This is a genomic window from Microbacterium enclense, assembly GCF_001456955.1.
Classification (GTDB): Bacteria; Actinomycetota; Actinomycetes; order Actinomycetales; family Microbacteriaceae; genus Microbacterium; species Microbacterium enclense.
Genome location: NZ_KQ758474.1, coordinates 67,711 through 84,609 on the forward strand (window position 1 = coordinate 67,711; position 16,899 = coordinate 84,609).

17 protein-coding genes are annotated in these 16,899 nt (G+C 70.2%); 10 read left to right on the plus strand and 7 right to left on the minus strand.

The features are described from left to right. Nucleotides 1-23: 23 nt before the first annotated feature. Nucleotides 24-1,466, plus strand: coding sequence for a TrkH family potassium uptake protein (locus AS029_RS14615; RefSeq protein WP_139168141.1), 1,443 nt, complete (start codon nt 24-26; stop codon nt 1,464-1,466). Next, nucleotides 1,459-2,130 (plus strand): potassium channel family protein, encoded by a 672-nt coding sequence (locus tag AS029_RS14620; protein ID WP_055955708.1) that lies wholly within the window; start codon nt 1,459-1,461, stop codon nt 2,128-2,130. The genes AS029_RS14615 and AS029_RS14620 overlap by 8 nt, the downstream gene beginning before the upstream one ends. Nucleotides 2,131-2,137: 7 nt before the next feature. Here the strand turns inward: AS029_RS14620 and AS029_RS14625 are convergent, their stop codons facing one another. Both AS029_RS14625 and proC read right to left on the minus strand, forming a co-directional pair. Next, nucleotides 2,138-2,425: a DUF1905 domain-containing protein gene (locus AS029_RS14625; RefSeq protein WP_058233333.1), complete on the minus strand. Its 288-nt coding sequence runs from the start codon at nt 2,423-2,425 to the stop codon at nt 2,138-2,140. 2 nt (nt 2,426-2,427) lie between these two features. After that, complete coding sequence (proC, locus tag AS029_RS14630; protein WP_058233334.1) at nt 2,428-3,273, minus strand: pyrroline-5-carboxylate reductase; 846 nt, start codon at nt 3,271-3,273, stop codon at nt 2,428-2,430. A 161-nt stretch (nt 3,274-3,434) separates the two neighbouring features. Here proC and AS029_RS14635 point away from each other — a divergent pair, with 161 nt between their 5' ends. Then, nucleotides 3,435-4,547, plus strand: coding sequence for an alpha/beta hydrolase (locus AS029_RS14635; protein ID WP_058233335.1), 1,113 nt, complete (start codon nt 3,435-3,437; stop codon nt 4,545-4,547). 32 nt (nt 4,548-4,579) lie between these two features. After that, complete coding sequence (locus AS029_RS14640; protein ID WP_058233336.1) at nt 4,580-5,509, plus strand: LLM class F420-dependent oxidoreductase; 930 nt, start codon at nt 4,580-4,582, stop codon at nt 5,507-5,509. Nucleotides 5,510-5,517: 8 nt separating this feature from the next. Here AS029_RS14640 and tadA read toward each other — a convergent pair whose 3' ends face one another. After that, the gene (gene tadA / locus AS029_RS14645) at nt 5,518-5,949 is read right to left on the minus strand and encodes a tRNA adenosine(34) deaminase TadA (RefSeq protein ID WP_058233420.1); all 432 of its coding nucleotides are present in this window, start codon (nt 5,947-5,949) and stop codon (nt 5,518-5,520) included. An 85-nt stretch (nt 5,950-6,034) separates the two neighbouring features. Between tadA and upp the strand changes: the two genes are divergently transcribed. Further along, complete coding sequence (gene upp / locus AS029_RS14650; RefSeq protein ID WP_058233337.1) at nt 6,035-6,667, plus strand: uracil phosphoribosyltransferase; 633 nt, start codon at nt 6,035-6,037, stop codon at nt 6,665-6,667. A gap of 53 nt (nt 6,668-6,720) precedes the next feature. On the opposite strand, the gene AS029_RS14655 is transcribed toward upp, so the two are convergent. Beyond that, on the minus strand, nt 6,721-10,257 hold the full coding sequence (locus AS029_RS14655) for a TM0106 family RecB-like putative nuclease (protein WP_058233338.1): 3,537 nt from the start codon (nt 10,255-10,257) through the stop codon (nt 6,721-6,723). A gap of 107 nt (nt 10,258-10,364) precedes the next feature. Here AS029_RS14655 and AS029_RS14660 point away from each other — a divergent pair, with 107 nt between their 5' ends. Continuing rightward, nucleotides 10,365-12,422 carry an NAD(+) synthase gene (locus AS029_RS14660; RefSeq protein WP_058233339.1) on the plus strand — a complete coding sequence of 686 codons (2,058 nt, stop codon included), beginning with the start codon at nt 10,365-10,367 and terminating at the stop codon, nt 12,420-12,422. A gap of 10 nt (nt 12,423-12,432) precedes the next feature. Here AS029_RS14660 and AS029_RS14665 read toward each other — a convergent pair whose 3' ends face one another. Further along, nucleotides 12,433-12,930, minus strand: coding sequence for a DUF427 domain-containing protein (locus AS029_RS14665; RefSeq protein ID WP_058233340.1), 498 nt, complete (start codon nt 12,928-12,930; stop codon nt 12,433-12,435). A 98-nt stretch (nt 12,931-13,028) separates the two neighbouring features. Here AS029_RS14665 and AS029_RS14670 point away from each other — a divergent pair, with 98 nt between their 5' ends. From AS029_RS14670 to AS029_RS14680, 4 genes are all read left to right on the plus strand, one after another. Continuing rightward, nucleotides 13,029-13,226 (plus strand): hypothetical protein, encoded by a 198-nt coding sequence (locus tag AS029_RS14670; RefSeq protein ID WP_058233341.1) that lies wholly within the window; start codon nt 13,029-13,031, stop codon nt 13,224-13,226. Further along, on the plus strand, nt 13,223-13,357 hold the full coding sequence (locus tag AS029_RS17995) for a hypothetical protein (protein ID WP_267127754.1): 135 nt from the start codon (nt 13,223-13,225) through the stop codon (nt 13,355-13,357). The genes AS029_RS14670 and AS029_RS17995 overlap by 4 nt, the downstream gene beginning before the upstream one ends. 72 nt (nt 13,358-13,429) lie before the next feature. Then, nucleotides 13,430-14,374: an aldo/keto reductase gene (locus AS029_RS14675; protein WP_058233342.1), complete on the plus strand. Its 945-nt coding sequence runs from the start codon at nt 13,430-13,432 to the stop codon at nt 14,372-14,374. Nucleotides 14,375-14,450: 76 nt separating this feature from the next. Continuing rightward, nucleotides 14,451-15,008, plus strand: coding sequence for a phosphorylase family protein (locus AS029_RS14680; protein WP_058233343.1), 558 nt, complete (start codon nt 14,451-14,453; stop codon nt 15,006-15,008). Between the two features lie 96 nt (nt 15,009-15,104). Here AS029_RS14680 and AS029_RS14685 read toward each other — a convergent pair whose 3' ends face one another. Both AS029_RS14685 and AS029_RS14690 read right to left on the minus strand, forming a co-directional pair. Beyond that, nucleotides 15,105-16,604: an MFS transporter gene (locus tag AS029_RS14685; RefSeq protein WP_082642325.1), complete on the minus strand. Its 1,500-nt coding sequence runs from the start codon at nt 16,602-16,604 to the stop codon at nt 15,105-15,107. Between the two features lie 85 nt (nt 16,605-16,689). Beyond that, on the minus strand, nt 16,690-16,872 hold the full coding sequence (locus AS029_RS14690; protein WP_058233344.1) for a hypothetical protein: 183 nt from the start codon (nt 16,870-16,872) through the stop codon (nt 16,690-16,692). Between the last annotated feature and the right edge of the window lie 27 nt (nt 16,873-16,899).

The following is a 16,899-nucleotide window of genomic DNA, read 5'->3' on the forward strand; positions in this document are numbered from 1 at the left end:
TCGGGCACCGAAGGGAGCGGCGCATGGCGGCGACGCCGAACGAGGTGCGACTGAGGGTGCGCGTGCGACGCATCGCGTTCGAGGCATGGGATCGTCTGCGCAATCTGACGACCGCCTCTCCGGCGCGTTTCGCCGTGCTCGTCTTCGCCGCGCTGATCCTGCTTTTCACCGCACTCTTCTCGCTGCCCGCCGCCGCCGCCGACGGACAGGTGACGCCCCTGGCCGACGCGCTCTTCACCGCGGTGTCGACCATCTGCGTGACCGGCCTGTCGACGGTGAACATGTACTCGCACTGGTCGCCGCTCGGCCACGCGATCACCTACATCGGAGTGAACGTCGGCGCCCTGGGGGTGCTCACCCTGGCATCCATCCTCGGTCTCGTCATCTCCAAGCGACTCGGCCTGCGTGCCAAGCTCATCGCCGCGGGAGACAGCAACCCGCTCCGCGCGCACGGCGGGCCGGTCAACGAGGGCCAGACCGTCCGTCTCGGCGAGGTCGGTCAGCTTCTGCGCACGGTGGCGCTGTCGACGCTGGTCATCGAAGCCGGACTCACCGTCCTCATCTACCCTTCGCTCGTCATCGGCGGGATCGACCCCCTCGTGGCCCTCTGGGAGGCGCCGTACTACGCCGCGATGGCGTTCACGAACACCGGTTTCATCCCGAACGCCGAGGGATTGACCCCGTTCGCGCAGGACTACTTCCTGCTGACGGTGCTGATGATGGGCGTGTTCCTCGGCTCGATCGGCTTCCCCGTCATCTTCACGCTGTGGCGTCATCATTGGCGCTTCCGGCTGTGGTCGCTGCACACCAAGCTCACGCTCATCACGACGGTCATCCTGTTCGTCCTCGGCGCGGGCTTCATCCTGCTCCTGGAATACGACAACCCGCTCACATTCGGAAGCATGGATGCCTGGGACACCACGTTCCAAGCGTTCTTCCTCTCCGCGATGACGCGGTCCGGCGGATTCAGTGTGATCGACATCGGCGACCTCAACGGCGCGACCCTGATCGTGGGATCCATGCTCATGTTCGTCGGTGGAGGCTCGGCATCCACAGCCGGCGGCATCAAGGTCACGACCCTGGCCGTCCTCGCGCTGGCCGTCTTCTCCGAGGCCAAGGGGCGCCCGTCCGTGCAGGCGTTCGGCCGCCGCATCCCGAGCGATGTGCAGCGGGTGGCGCTCTCGGTGGTGGCGTGGGGCGCGACCATCGTGGCCATCTCGACGGTGACCATCAGCCGCATCACCGACGCACCCATCGAGTACGTGCTCTTCGACGTCATCTCGGGCTTCGCCACGGTGGGGCTGTCGACCGGTCTCACCGCCGAGCTCCCCGACCCCGCCGTCTACGTCATGGCGGCCACGATGTTCATGGGGCGCATTGGTACTGTGACTCTCGCCGCGGCGGTCGCCGCGGCATCTCGATCGCAGCTGTACGCGCTGCCCGTGGAAAGGCCGATCGTTGGTTGAACGGATTCGCAGCGACGCGCCCGTCCTGGTGATCGGACTCGGCCGATTCGGTGCCGCCTGCGCGGGAGAGCTCGACCGGCTCGACCGCGACGTGCTCGCCGTCGACGGCAACCTCGAGCTCGTGCAGAAGTGGTCGGAGCGGGTGACCCACGCCGTCCAGGCCGACGCCCGCAACATCGACGCCCTCCGTCAGATCGGCGCGCAGGACTTCCAGGTGGCGGTCGTCGCCGTGGGCTCCCTCATCGAGGCATCGGTGCTGATCACGGCGAATCTCGTCGATCTGAAGGTGCCGCAGATCTGGGCGAAGGCGGTCTCGCAGTCGCACGGCAAGATCCTCGCGCGTGTGGGCGCCAACCACGTCATCTACCCCGAGGCCGAAGCCGGCGAGCGGGTCGCGCACCTCGTGAGCGGCAGGATGCTCGACTTCATCCGCTTCGACGACGACTTCGTGCTCGCCAAGATGTATCCGCCGAAGCTCGTACGCGGTGTCGGGCTGAACGAGTCGGGCGTGCGCTCGAAGTACAACGTCACCGTCGTGGGCGTGAAGAGCCCGGGCCGGCCGTTCCGATATGCGGAAGCCAACACGGTCGTCACCAACCACGATCTGATCATCGTCTCGGGCACGAACTCCGACATCGAGCGCTTCGCGGCCCTCGACCGCTGACCCGCCGTCAGGCGTCGATGTCGAGCGTGACCTCGACGTCATCGTCGACGGCGAGGTGCTCGGCATCCTGAAGCGACTTCTTCACCGGCACGATGTAGCCGCCGGCCTTCGGCCAGAGCGAGGTCGCCACGGTCGTGTCACCGATGGTGACGGATGCCGGGATCATGCCCCACCCGTAGGTGACGACGGGGGCGATCTCGGCGATCATCTGCGCCTCGGCGGGCGGCACGGTGACGAAGTGGAAGGGGGCGGGACCCCGCCAGAACCAGATCGGACCCGAGAAGCGCAGTCGCATGTTCAGCCCCCGGCGGCCAGTTCTTTCGCGCGGACCAAAGCGGCTTCGGCGGCGGCGGTGAAGGTGTCGTCGAGCTTGGCGTGTTGCAGCACGGCGACCGCGCGTTCGGTCGTGCCCTTGGGGCTCGTGACCCGGCGACGCAACTCCGCCGGATCGACGTCGGACGCGGCCAGCAGGCTCGTCGCGCCGATGAAGGTCTGCTCGGCGAGGAGGCGAGCCTGGTCGTCGTCGAAGCCCATACGCACGGCGGCTCTGGTGAACTCCTCCACCAGCAGGAAGACGTAGGCCGGGCCCGATCCCGAGATCGTCGACAGCGCATCGATCTGCGCCTCGGGAACCTCGACGACCGCACCGACCGTCTCGAACAACGCGCGCACGACGGCCACGTCGTCGTCGGACGCCGCCGGACCCGCCGCGAGTCCCGTCACGCCTCGGCCGACGAGCGACGGGGTGTTGGGCATGGAGCGCAACGTCGCGACCTCGTCGCCGAGGTGGCGGGCGAACGTGTCGAGCGTGACCCCGGCTGCCAGGCTGACCACGACGGCACCGGGCCGCAGGTGCGGCGCGATCTCCGCGAGCAGGTCGGGCACCATCGCGGGCTTGACGCCGACGAGCACGATGTCGGCGGATGCCACGGCGTCGGTGTTGCCGGAGGGGTTCTCTTCGAGCGCGACGCTCGTGACGCCCTCGAGGTCGGAGAGCTCCTCGGCCTTCGCCCGCGAACGGTTCGTCGCGGTGACACCGCCACCGGTCAGCCCCGCGGCGACGAGACCGCGGAGGATGGCACCCCCCATGGAGCCGGCGCCGAGGATCGCGATCGGGGGCAGCGAGGTGATGGCATCCGTCATGCGCATCAGTCTACGAAGCGCCCCCGACATCGACCCGGCGACCGATGGGACGAAGGGGGGCGACCCCGCGCGAAGCAAGCCTGAATGCGGCCGATAAGGGGGCGCGTTAGAGTCGGAAAGCGGCGTTTCGGAGCACCGGCGAGCGACACGGAGGACCTGCGATGACACTCTTCGACGGCATCACTGCACGCCTGGTCGAGACCGACCGACTCGGCGTGAACGTGCTCGAGCGCGTCGGCGACGATCCTGCCACCGCGGCCGAGCACACCGTCGTCTTCGTGCACGGCAACGTCTCGTCGTCGCTCTTCTGGCAGGAGATCATGCAGGACCTGCCGAGCGAGCTCCGCGTGGTCGCCGTCGACCTGCGCGGCTTCGGCCGCACCGAGCACACGCCGATCGACGCCACCCGCGGTGTGCGCGACTTCAGCGACGACCTGTACGCGACCCTGCAGGCGCTCGGCATCGCCGAGGCGCACCTCGTCGGGTGGTCGCTGGGCGGCGGTGTCGTGATGCAGTATGCCCTCGATCACCCGGTGCGTTCCCTGACGCTGCAGTCACCGGTGTCGCCCTACGGCTTCGGCGGCACCCGTCGTGACGGGTCGCGCGTGAACGACGACGCCGCCGGCACCGGTGCGGGCGTCGCCAACGACGACTTCGTGCAGCGCCTCATCGACCACGACACCACCGCCGACGCCCCCACCTCCCCGCGGTCGGTGTTCCGCTCCAGCTATGTCGCCCCCGGGTACACCAGCGAGCACGAGGACGTATGGGTCGAGGCGATGCTCTCGACCTCGACGGCGGGCGGCAACTACCCCGGCGACGCCGTTGCGACGGCGACCTGGCCCGGCTTCGCCCCCGGCACCACGGGCGTGCTCAACACCCTCTCGCCGAAGTACTTCGACGTGTCGGCGATCGTCGATCTCGCCGACAAACCTCCGATCCTGTGGATCCACGGCACGGCGGATGCCATCGTGTCGGACACCTCGTTCTCCGATCTGAACCATCTCGGTTCGCTCGGCGTCGTCCCCGGCTGGCCGGGCGCCGACATCGCTCCCGCGCAGCCGATGGTGTCGCAGACGCGCGACGTGCTCGCGGTCTACTCCGAGAAGGGGGGCGAGGTCACGGAGCTGGCGGTCGATGGAGCCGGACACTCGGTTCACCTCGAGCGTCCCGCGCAGTTCCGCCGGGCGCTGCTCACCCACATCGGATACGTCGGGCGCCCTGCCGACCCCGCCCCGCCCACCGAGGCGATCATCCTGCGCTCCGCCGACTGACGGGCGCCCGCTCCTTCCCCCGGAGGCACTTCGTGGAGTACTGCCTGTTCACCGAGCCCCAGCAGGGCTTCTCGTACGACGACCAGCTCGCGTTCGCGCAGTCGGCCGAGCGGCACGGACTCGACGGATTCTTCCGCTCAGACCACTATCTGCGGATGGGCGAGGGCGACCCACGGCCCGGACCGACCGACGCGTGGACCACCCTGGCGGGGCTGGCTCGTGAGACCTCCCGCATCCGCCTCGGCACCCTGGTGTCGTCGGTCACCTATCGGGTGCCGGCCATCCTCGCGATCCAGGTCGCGCAGATTGACGCGATGTCGTCGGGCCGCGTCGAACTGGGGCTCGGCACCGGCTGGTTCGAGCGCGAGCACACCGCCTACGGCATCCCGTTCCCGGCCAAGCGATTCGACCTGCTCGAGGAACAGCTGCAGATCGTGACCGGCCTGTGGTCGACCCCGGATGCCGAGACCTTCACGTTCCATGGCACCCACTACCGTCTCGACGACGCGCCGGCCCTCCCCCGCCCCGTGCAGTCCCGCGTGCCGGTCATCGTCGGCGGCGGCGGCCCGAAGCGCACGCCCGCCCTCGCCGCGCGGTACGCGACGGAGTTCAACATCGGCTTCGTCGCGGAAGACGTCGTCGCCGAGAAGTTCGCCGTCGTGCGCGCCGCGTGCGAGTCGATCGGTCGCGACCCGGCGACGCTGAAGCTCTCGGTGGCGCTGCCGACGATCGTCGGCGCCGACGACGCTCAGATCGCCCGGCGCGCCACGGCGATCGGACAGACGCCGGAACAGTTCGACAACGGGGCGAACATCATCGGCACCCCCGAGCAGGTCGCCGCGAAGGTGGAGAGACTTCGTGCGCTGGGCGCCGAGCGCGTCTACTTCCAGCTCATGGATCTGCGCGACATCGATCACGCCGACCAGGTCGGCGCCGAGGTGCTTCCCCTGCTCCCCCGCTGAAGAGGTCCTTACCGGCGGTGCTCGAAGAACGCCTGCAGCTGGGCGGCGGCCCGCTGCTCCTGGACCCCGCCGATCACCTCGACGCGATGCGGCAGGCGCCGGTCGCGCAGCACGTCGTACATCGATCCGGCGGCTCCCGCCTTGGCATCCCACGATCCGAACACCACGCGGGGAACACGCGCCTGCAGGATCGCGCCGGCGCACATCACGCACGGCTCGAGCGTGACGACCAGCGTGCAGTCCGCGAGGTGCCAGGACCCGATTCGGGATGCCGCCTGGCGCAACGCCACCACCTCGGCGTGCGCCGTGGGATCGTTCGTGACCTCGCGGAGGTTGCGACCCTCGCCCAGGACGTGACCGTCGGCGTCGACGATGACGGCGCCGACGGGCACGTCGTCGGCGGCGGCGGCCTCGGCGGCGAGAGCGAACGCCCGGTGCATCGCGGCGAGGTCTCGGGCGGTGGGCGTCACGGGGCTCCGAAAGTCAGGACGGGGTGGGACGGGGGAAGCGGTTAGCCTTGAGCCTATGCGTGTCCACGTCGCCGACCACCCCCTCATCACCCACAAGCTGACGGTGCTGCGCGACGTGCAGACGTCGTCGCCGGTGTTCCGCCAGCTCACCGAGGAGCTCGTGACGCTCCTCGCCTACGAGGCGACGCGCAACGTCCGCGTGGAGCCGATCGAGATCCAGACGCCGGTGACCACCACCGAGGGCGTCAAGATCAGCGAGCCCCGGCCGATCGTCGTGCCGATCCTGCGTGCGGGTCTCGGCATGCTGGAGGGCATGGTCAAGCTGCTGCCCACCGCCGAGGTCGGCTTCCTCGGCATGGTGCGCGACGAGGAGACGTTCGAGCCCACCACCTACGCCGAGCGCCTGCCCGACGACCTGAGCGACCGTCAGTGCTTCGTGCTCGACCCGATGCTCGCCACCGGCGGCTCGCTCGGCGCGGCGATCAACTTCCTCTTCGCGCGCGGGGCGCAAGACGTCACGGCGATCTGCCTGCTGGGCGCGCCCGAGGGCGTGGCCGCGATCGAGAAGCAGGTCGAGGGTCACGACGTGACCCTCGTGCTGGGTGCCGTCGACGAGCGCCTCAACGAGAAGGGGTACATCGTGCCCGGCCTCGGCGACGCGGGCGACCGCCTGTACGGCACCGCCTGACGCGTCCTGCGGGTGCGCTCTCTCGGGAGCGACGCCGGCGGTCGCGGGGAGGGTCAGCCTGCCGACGCGACCAGGCGGGCGAAGCCGCTGAGGCGCGCCACCCCCTCCGGTGTGCGCGGCAGATCGTCGAGCAGGGCCGGGGAGTACACGACGTAGGCCGCCTGCATGGCGCGCGAGATCGCGACGTTAATGCGGTTGCGCAGCAGCAGGAACTCCAGGCCGCGCGGCGCATCGCGCCCCGATGATGCGGCGAGCGTGAGGATGGCGACGACGGCCTCTTTGCCCTGGAACCTGTCGACCGTCCCGACGGGCACATCGGCGAATCCCGCCGCGGCGAGGGCTTCTTCGACCGCCACCTGCTGACCGTTGTAGGGCGTGACGACGATGATGTCGTCTTGGCCGAGCGGACGCGGCAGCTGCATCGTCGCGGTGTCGCCGGCGCCACCCTCGGCTCCGGTCCACTCACGGCCCACGAGGTCAGCCACCAGGCGCGCGACCTCGGCAGCCTCTTCGAGGGAGCAGGTGGAGTTTCCGTGGTGGCGCACCGGTACGACGTGTACGCCGGGCTCGATGCCGTCGAGCCGTCGCAGAGCGGTCGACGGGTGGGCCGCCAGGCGCCCCTCGTACGACAGTGTCGAGACGGGTCCGGCGACGGCCGGGTGCATGCGCCGCGTGCGGGCGAGGAAGTACCCGAGGTCGGCCGGGATGACCTCGGCACCGTCGATGATCCACCCCAGCGCCGAGGTGTCCACCGGCTCGGGGTGCGTTCCCTGACTCACCTGGGGCAGCTGTTGCGGGTCGCCCAGCAGCAGCAGACGCTGGGCGGCGAGCGAGACGGCGATCGTCGAGGCGAGCGAGAACTGCCCCGCCTCGTCGATCACGAGCAGGTCGAGGCTTCCGCGCGGGATGCGCGCCTCGTGGCTGAAGTCCCACGCCGTGCCACCCACGACGAACCCGTGCGCGGCGTTCTCGGCGGTGAAGCCCGCGACGCCGTTCTTGGGGAGCACGGTGAACGCGTGCGGGGCGCTCGGGTCTTTGGGTGCCTTGCCGACCCGGGATGCCGGCACACCCGCGGCGATGACCTGGTCGAGCATGTGCTCGATCGTCGCGTGCGACTGTGCGACGACGCCGATGCGGTAGCCGCGCTCGGCCACGAGCCGCGCGATGACGTGCGAGCCGACGTAGGTCTTACCGGTGCCGGGCGGGCCCTGGACCGCCAGGTAGCTGTGATCGAGGTCGGCCACGGTGCGCGCGATCGCGGTGACCTCGTCGACACCCGCCGCGGCGGAGGGCGTGAGCGCGCCGGAGCGCGTGCGCGGGGGCACGCGCCGCAGGATGTCGGCCGCGGGCCCCTGGGGGATCGTCGGCGCCGCCGCCAGCACGGCGTCGGCCCATGCATCGATCGCCTTCTGCTGATTGCCGGCGCGAGGTGGGGCCGCCGGGGTGAGGGCGAGGGGGAACTCGTCCCACGTGACGCCGTCGGCCGCGATCTCTTCGACGATCGCGCCGTCGTCGAGCACCTCGCGCACGGTCACGCGCCTTGCACCGTGGATCCACCGCGGACGGGTGTCGAGCGGGAACGGGGCGGGCAGGTCGTAGATCGCGAATGGATCGGCATCCACGCTCAGGCGCGTGCCGGGGGCGAGCTCGCCGCGCAGCTCGACCAGGCGGCGCTCGGAACCGCGCCCCGACTCGGCGATGTGCCAATCGGTCACGACCCGAGAGCGGGCGGCGTCGACCACCACGACGTCACGCGTCTCTTCCCACACCGACACGGGCTCGCGCAGCCTCAGGAAGTGCGTCGCCCAGTAGGTCTTCTCTTCGCGGGGGTAGTAGTCGATCGCGGCGGCCGCGAGCCGCAGGGCCGTTGCGTCGCGCGAGTCGGGCTCGGCGTCCGCGGCCCAGCGCTGAAGGGCCGTCGCCCGCGGAGACGGCTCGTAGGCCTGCTCGTCGGGTTCGGCCCCGCGGGCGGGCACGGCGCCCGACTCCCGCGCACGGTCGACGAGCCAATCGCGCAGGCGGCGGGTCGAGACGCAGTCGTATCGGTTGTAGTCGGCGAGGTCGTCGAGCCCGGCCCGCGCGGCCTCGGCATGACCGTCGGCCGCGAGGGCGCGCGCCTCGACGTACTTCACGATCGAATCGTCGCCGCGCTGCACATCGCTCGTGCGCACCTCGTGGCCCATGTACAGCGGCTCGAGCTTCTTGATCGAATACGACCGCGAGCCCACGCGCAACGCCCGACGCACGACCGGGTACAGGTCGACGAACACCCCGTCGCGCAGCAGCCGGTCGACGTCGGCCTCGCGAACGCCGTATCGCGCGGCCATGGTCAGCAGATGCGTCGGCTCGTACGGGGCGTAGTGATAGATGTGCATGCCCGGGTACTGCTGACGTCGGAGCGCCACCATGTCGAGAAAGCGCTCGAGGGCGTCGCGTTCTTCGTCGAAGGTATGAGCCCAGATGGCGCCGTAGGTCTCTCGGGTGTCGACCCATCCGAAGAGGTAGTCGATGCCCCAGTGTTCGCCGATGCCCTCGGTGTAGAGCGGGTCGCCTTCGAAGTCGAAGAACAGGTCGCCGTGGTCGGGACGCGGCAACACCCCGAGCGACTTCGGCGCGACCACCTCGAACGTGGGGACGGCATGCTCCGGCGCACCGTCGGACGGTACGCCCGCGGGACTCTCGAGCTGCAGACGCGCCTGCGTGCGCAACGACGAGAAGGTGTCGGCGCTCATGGCGGCCGGGGCGGCGGTCGCCTGCGCGAGCGCGTCGATGGTGAGGATGCCGCTCGCTCGCAGGCGGTCGCGCTGCACCGGCCGCATGCCGGCGACGAGCAGCAGATCGCGATGGGCGACGACCTCGAGCTCGCACGTCGCGCACCGGCCGCAGGCGACGACGCCCAGGTCGCCGCGGGCGTCGCCCCAGGCGATCACCGGGCCCTCGGCGCCGAGGTCGACGCGCCGGTCGGCGATGAGAGCGCGCAGGCGCTCGCGACGCAGAGCGAAGACGGGAAGAAGGTCGTCGACACGGTGCGTGCTGGTGGTGCCGTCGCCGAGCAGCAGCTGCACCTCGTCGGAGCGGGACACCCCCAGCCGGTCGAGCTGGTCGACGTACGCCGCGAGCTGCATGAGCGCCGTGACACGCGCCCGGCGGGCGAGCTTGGTGTCTTGCACGATCCACGGGCGCGAGCCGTCGGGGCGCGCCACGGGCTCGCGGACGAGGAAGTCGGCGAAGCCCACGAACTCGTCGGTGGCGAACGCCGCCTGGTAGACGACCTCGGCGGTGGGATCGGCGAGGGCGGCGTCGGTCAGACGGACGGCCTCCGAGAGCGCCCCCGCGTCGGATGACCGCGCGGCGGGGATCTCGCGCACCGCCGTGCCCCACCGCGCGCGGTACTCGTCGAGCACGCGCACCTCGTGCGCGGTACCCAGGCGCGCGGCACGCTCGAGCGTCGCGTCTTCGGGGTCGTCGACGGCGGCGATGCGCCCGAGCTTCGCATCGATGGCACGCAGCCACGCGAACTCGCACTCGGCCGCGGCCTTCAGGTCGCTGGCGCTCCAGACGATTCGCGCGTCGTGCTCGATGTACCGCATGCCTCCACGCTATCCGCGACCCCCGACATCGCCCGGGCCGGCGTCCACAGGACGCGGTCGCCCGCACCGGTGGCCGCAGTGTCGGAGGGGACTGCCAGACTGGGAGGGTGATCACCGACCTGCCGTTCGAGAGCGTCTACCGGCACGGGTTCGCGCGGGTCGCCGCGTGTACGATCCCCGTCGCGGTCGCCGACCCCGTCTCCAACGCCGCCGCCGTGCTCGACTCCGCGCGAGCGTGCGACGCCGAGGGCGTCGCCGTAGCCGTCTTCCCCGAGCTCTGTCTCACCGGGTACGCGATCGACGACCTGGTGATGCAAGACCCCTTGCTCGACGCGGTCGAGGCCGCGATCGCCGGCCTCGTCGCGGCATCCGTCGATCTTTTTCCCGTGCTGCTCGTGGGTGCGCCGCTGCGACACGGCAACCGCCTCTACAACTGCGCGGTGGTGATCCACCGCGGGCGGGTGCTCGGAGTCGCCCCCAAGGCCTACCTGCCGACGTATCGCGAGTTCTACGAACACCGTTGGTACGCCCGGGGCGACGATCAGTCGGGCCAGCACATCCGGGTGGCGGGCCACACCGTGCCCTTCGGGCCCGATCTTCTGTTCGACGCCGTCGACGTGCCGGGGCTGACGCTCCACGCCGAGGTCTGCGAAGACGTGTGGGTGCCCATTCCGCCCTCGTCGGGTGCCGCGCTGGCCGGTGCGACCGTGCTGGCCAACCTGTCGGGCAGTCCCATCACGATCGGGCGCGCCGACGATCGCACCCTGCTCTCGCAATCGCAGTCGCTGCGGTGCCTCGCGGCGTACGTGTACGCCGCCGCGGGGCAGGGCGAGTCCACGAACGACGTCTCGTGGGACGGGCAGACCATGATCTACGAGGGAGGGCAGCTGCTCGACACGACCGAGCGCTTCCCCGACGGGCCTCGGCGCAGTGTCGCCGACGTCGACCTCGACCGCCTCCGACAGGATCGCATCCGTCAGGGCACCTTCGACGACAACCGCAAGACGACGGGCCCCGTCTTCCGCACGGTGTCGTTCGAGCTCGCCCCGCCCGCGGGCGACATCGGGCTGCGACGGGCGCTGGATCGTTTCCCCTTCGTGCCGGACGACCCCGCGCGTCTCGCGCAGGACTGCTACGAGGCCTTCAACATCCAGGTGTCGGGCCTCGTGCAGCGCCTGCAGGCCATCGGCGACCCCAAACCGGTGCTCGGAGTCAGTGGGGGCCTCGACTCGACCCACGCGCTGCTGGTGATCGCCCGGGCCATGGACCGCATGGGACGACCGCGCAGCGACATCCTCACCTACACGCTCCCCGGCTTCGCCACGAGCGACAAGACCAAACGCAACGCCATCGCCCTCGCCCGGGCCGTGGGGGCGTCGATCGAAGAGATCGACATCCGCCCCGCGGCATCCGAGATGCTCGCGCGCATGGGTCACCCCTTCGCCTCGGGCGAACCGGTGCACGACGTCACGTTCGAGAACGTCCAGGCGGGCCTGCGCACCGACTATCTCTTCCGCCTCGCCAACAAGAACGGCGGGATCGTCGTCGGTACGGGCGACCTCTCCGAGATCGCGCTCGGCTGGTCGACCTACGGCGTGGGCGACCAGATGAGCCATTACTCGGTCAATCCGGGCATCCCCAAGACGCTCATCCAGCACGTCATCCGCTGGGTGATCTCGGCGGGCGAACTCAGCCCCGCCACGGTCGAGGTGCTGCAGGCGGTGCTCGACACCGAGATCAGCCCCGAACTCGTGCCCGCCGGGCAAGACGGACGCATGCAGTCCACCGAAGACCGGATCGGTCCCTACAACCTGCACGATTTCACGCTCTATCACGTGCTGCGCTTCGGCTTCCGCCCCTCGAAGATCGCCTTCCTCGCCGCCCACGCCTGGTCGGATCCGGGTGTCGGAACCTGGCCCGCGGGTTACCCCGAGGGTGAACGGCCCTCGTACGACCTCGTGACCGTGGCGAAGTGGCTCGAGGTGTTCCTGCAGCGCTTCTTCGGGTTCGCGCAGTTCAAACGCACGGCCATCCCCAACGGGCCGAAGGTCTCACCGGCCGGATCGCTGTCGCCGCGCGGTGACTGGCGCGCGCCCTCCGACGGCAACGCGCGGGTGTGGCTGGCCGACCTGCACGCGGCGGTCCCGCAGGCGTTCGACGGCTGACCCGCCCCGGCTACCAGCCCATCGAGCCGGGGATGCCCTTGAACGGACCGGCGAGGTCTTTCGTGACCCAGCCACCGTAGAAGCCGCCGGGCTGCGGCTCGACGGTCTCGCCGCCGAGGATCACGGCATCCATCGGGCCGGCGTACACCGCAACACGGTCGTGCAGCGTCTCGTACCCGGGCAGCGGGGCGGGGTAGTTCCACGCGGCCCGCTCGGCGACCACTCCCCCGCCGCCATGCACGTCGAAGTAGCGAGCCGCGCCCTTGTACTCGCAGAACGACGCCCCCTGTCCTCGCGACAGCGCGTCGCCGAACGCGGCGATGGGCAGGTAGTACACGGGCGGATGACTGGTTTCGAGCACCCGGACGACGTCGTCGGTGTCGACGATGCGCGTGCCGCCGAGGTCGATCTGCACCCGCCTGTTCTCGCGCTCGACGCGCGGCGGGCGAGGGTAATCCCACACGGACTGCTGGCCGGGACGAACGGGTTCGGGAACGGGACGCGCCATGCGCCTACGGTACGCCGCGCCGCGGTCGTGGGGGTCGTCCGGGGAGAACGGCCAGGGAGCGCGCGGCTTTTCGATAGCCTGGGGCGGAAGGGGGCAGCGTGAGCGAGCAGAAGACGTCGGCGGTCGGCCGTCGGTACCGGATCTACCAGATCATCGGCATCGTGGTGGCCGCACTGTTCCTCGCTCTCGGTGCGGCGGCGTTCCTCGCCGGCGGAGGCCCCATCATCGCCGCTATCGGCGTCGTCGGAGGTCTCGCCGTGTTGATCGTCTCGATCGTGATGATGGTGCGCTCGTGACGGCGCCCGGCGAAGACGGCGGCAAGAAGAAGTTCCCGCCCGGCACGGTCGTCATCTGGATCGCGGGCGCGGGCATCGGCCTGTGGCTGCTGATCAGCGGCCTCGTCGGCATCCTCTCCGGCGGAAGCTGACCCGGCGCGTCGCGGGAATGTCCCCGGACGGGTGTCGTTGTCCCAAGGATCGGACACCCTCGAAAGGACATCATGACGCGCATCGGACGCAGCGACCTCGACATCCTCCCTCTCTCGCTCGGCGGGAACGTCTTCGGCTGGACCGCCGATCGCGACACCTCCTTCGCGGTCCTCGACGCGTTCCACGCCGGCGGCGGGAACTTCATCGACACCGCCGATGCGTACAGCGCGTGGGTGCCCGGCAACTCGGGCGGTGAGAGCGAGACCCTCATCGGGGAGTGGCTCGGCTCACGCCGACCTGAGAACGTCGTGGTGGCGACGAAAGTGAGTCAGCACCCCGACTTCCGCGGTCTCGGGGCGCAGAACGTCCGTGCTGCGGCGGAGGCGTCGCTGAAGCGACTGGGCGTCGACGCGATCGACCTGTACTACGCCCACTTCGACGACGCCGACACTCCTCTCGAAGCGACCGTCGCAGCTTTCGCCGACCTCGTGCGCGACGGCCTGGTGCGCTACGTCGCCGTCTCGAACTACACCGCCGAGCGCGTCCGCGAGTGGATCTCCCTCGCGGAGGCGTCGGGTGCCGACCTGCCGATCGCCATCCAGCCGCATTACAACCTCGTGCACCGCACCGAGGTCGAGCGCGACATCGTGCCCGTCGCCCAGCAGTACGGCATGTCGCTCGTGCCCTACTACGCACTCGCGAGCGGGTTCCTCACGGGCAAGTACCGTTCGTCGGATGCCACGGGGAGCTCGCCGCGCGCGGAGGGGGCCGCGAAGCTCGCCACCCCCGCCGGCCTCGCCCTCATCGATGCGCTCGAGCAGGTCGGGCGTGCGCACGATGCGTCGATCGCCACCACGGCACTCGCGTGGCTGCGTGCGCAGCCGACCGTGGTCGCGCCCATCGCCAGCGCGTCGAAGGTCGAGCAGGTCGCCGACCTCCTGGCCAGCGCCTCGCTCGAGCTGACGGCGGCAGAACTTGCCCGTCTCTCCGCGGCGTCGGAACCGGCTCAGGACTGACCCGCCCGGTCCGGGCCCGTGCGGGCCCGGACCGCGCAGCGTGCGCCCCCTCCGGCGCACACGTCAGAATGGAGGGGTGAAGCTCCTCGTCGCCGCCCACGCGTCCGAACTCGCCGCCTTCGAGGCGGACATCCCCGGTTTCGAGCGACTGCTCACCGGGGTGGGGAAGATCCCCGCGGCCTCGGCGCTCACGCGGGCGTTGTGCCAGGGCGAGTACGACGAGATCGTCGTCGTCGGAACGGCCGGCGCGATCGACGACGCCGTCGAGGGGGGCATCTACGACATCGCCGGTGCGATCCAGCACGACGTGAAGGGGCTGGACGGCACCTTCGGCGAGCACGTGTCGCTCCCGCCTCGGGTCGACACGGGACACGACGGTCTCGTCATCGCCACGGGAGATCACTTCGTCGACGATGCGCAGACGGTCGCCCTCATCCGCGGGCTCGGCGCGCGCCTGGTCGACATGGAGTCGTACGCGCTGATCTGGGTCGCTCAGCAGTTCGGTGTGCCCATCCGCATCCTCCGTGCCGTCTCGGACCGCGCGCAGGACGGTGCCACCGAGCTGTGGGACGTCGTCGTCGAGCGCTGCAGCCACCAGCTGCGAGACGAGTTCCGCACGCGCTACGGGGTCTGACGACCTGGCGCCGACGCCTCGGGCTGCGGACGACCGCACGGGTCGTCGTCGAGCACGAGCGAGCGGTCACGCGGACGCGCCGACGCCGTCGAGCGACTACGGCGTCTGCGAGCCCGTCTTCGCGCGCTTGGCCAGGTCGGCGACGCCCACGATGAGGGCGAGACCCAGGAAGACGCCGACGGTGATCATGCCCGACGCGTAAGCGTCGTGGTACAGCACGACCGTGTCATCCACCGTGTCTTGTTCGCGGTAGACCGTGGCGTAGAACAACGCCAGGGCGATCGCCGTGCCGACGGCCGTACCGATGCGCTGGCCGAGCTGACCGACGGAGCCGGCGACTCCCCCGCTGCGCACGGGGATGTCGGCCAGGGTGAGGGTCTGGTTCGGGGAGATCACGAGCCCGCCCGCGAACCCGCCGAACGCCATCACCGCGGCCATCGCCCACGGCGTCCACTCGGGCGCGGTGAACAACGCAACCAGCACGAGGCTGCCGGCGGTGGCCACCATGCCGAGAATCCCCCACACCACGAGCGGGCGGCCGAGCCGGGTGACCAGGTTGCCGCCGATCCATGAGCTCCAGGCCGACGCGACGGCGAAGCCGATCGTCACCATCCCCGCGAAGACCGGTTGCAGGCCCAGCCCGCCCTGGAGGAACAGCGTTCCCAAAAGGAACATCGCCGGGATCGCCGAGAAGTACGCGGTCGAGATCAGCACGCCGTTGCGATACGACGGGAGCGAGAAGATCGAGAACGGCATGAGCGGCATCCGGCCCCGCTCGGCATACCGCCGCTCCCAGAAGACGAACGCCGCGGCGAAGACCACGGATGCCACGAGCAACCACCAGCGGTTCGGATCGTCGTCGGGGCTGCCCGTGGTGAACAGGAACGGCCACATCAGCGCGAGGATCGTCAGGGCGAACAGCACGACGCCCACCGGATCGAGATCGAGGCGGCGGTGCGACTTCGTGCGGGTGTCGGGCAGCAGCCAGGCGGCGAGGGCGATCACCACGGCGACGAGCGGGATGTTGATCCAGAAGATGAGCCGCCAGCCGTCGGTGCTGCCGCCGAGCGCGATGAGCAGTCCACCCAGGGTGGGCCCGAACGCCGTGGCGATGCCGATCGTGGCACCGAACAGCCCGAACGCCCGTCCACGCTCCTTGCCCTGGAACAGCTGCTGGACGAGACCCAGCACCTGCGGCATCTGGATGCCGGCCGCCACGCCCTGCAGGAGACGGGCGACCAGGAGCACGGTCGTGTCGGGGGCGAGGGCACAGGCGAGGCTCGTGACGAGGAACAACGACAGCCCCACGAGGAACAGCACCCGGCGTGACCGCAGGTCTCCCAAACGTCCGGCGGGCACGAGGACCAGACCGAAGGTGAGGATGTAGCCCGAGACGACGAGTTGCAACTCGGTGGGTCCGGCGTTCAGCGCAGCCTCGATCGAGGGCAGCGCGACGTTCACCTTCGTCAGATCGAGGATGGTCAGGGCCGCCACCGCGACAGCGACCCAGTACGCCCGCCAGCGGTGCCGCGACGACAGGTCGATGTCGCGGGTGATGGGGGCGGAAGACTCGGAGGTGGGGGGCTGATCAGGCATCGTCTCGGACGCTACTCCGGGCCTGAGACGCGGCGTCCGGGGTTGCGTTCGCGGCGGTCGTGCGTCTGCGCGCCCCAGGCGAGGGTCAGTCGACGTCGCGCCGGGCGAACACCGCGCGGAGGATGAAGAAGACGATGAGCGCGACCACCGCCACGGCGACGAGACGGAACGCGAAAGCGATCAGCGAGAACAGCACGTTGACCAGCACCCAGGCGATGATCACGGCGACGACGACACCGACGATGGTCCACAGAGTGCTCTTGCGCATACGAGAAGCCTAGAGGCGGGCTCGCCG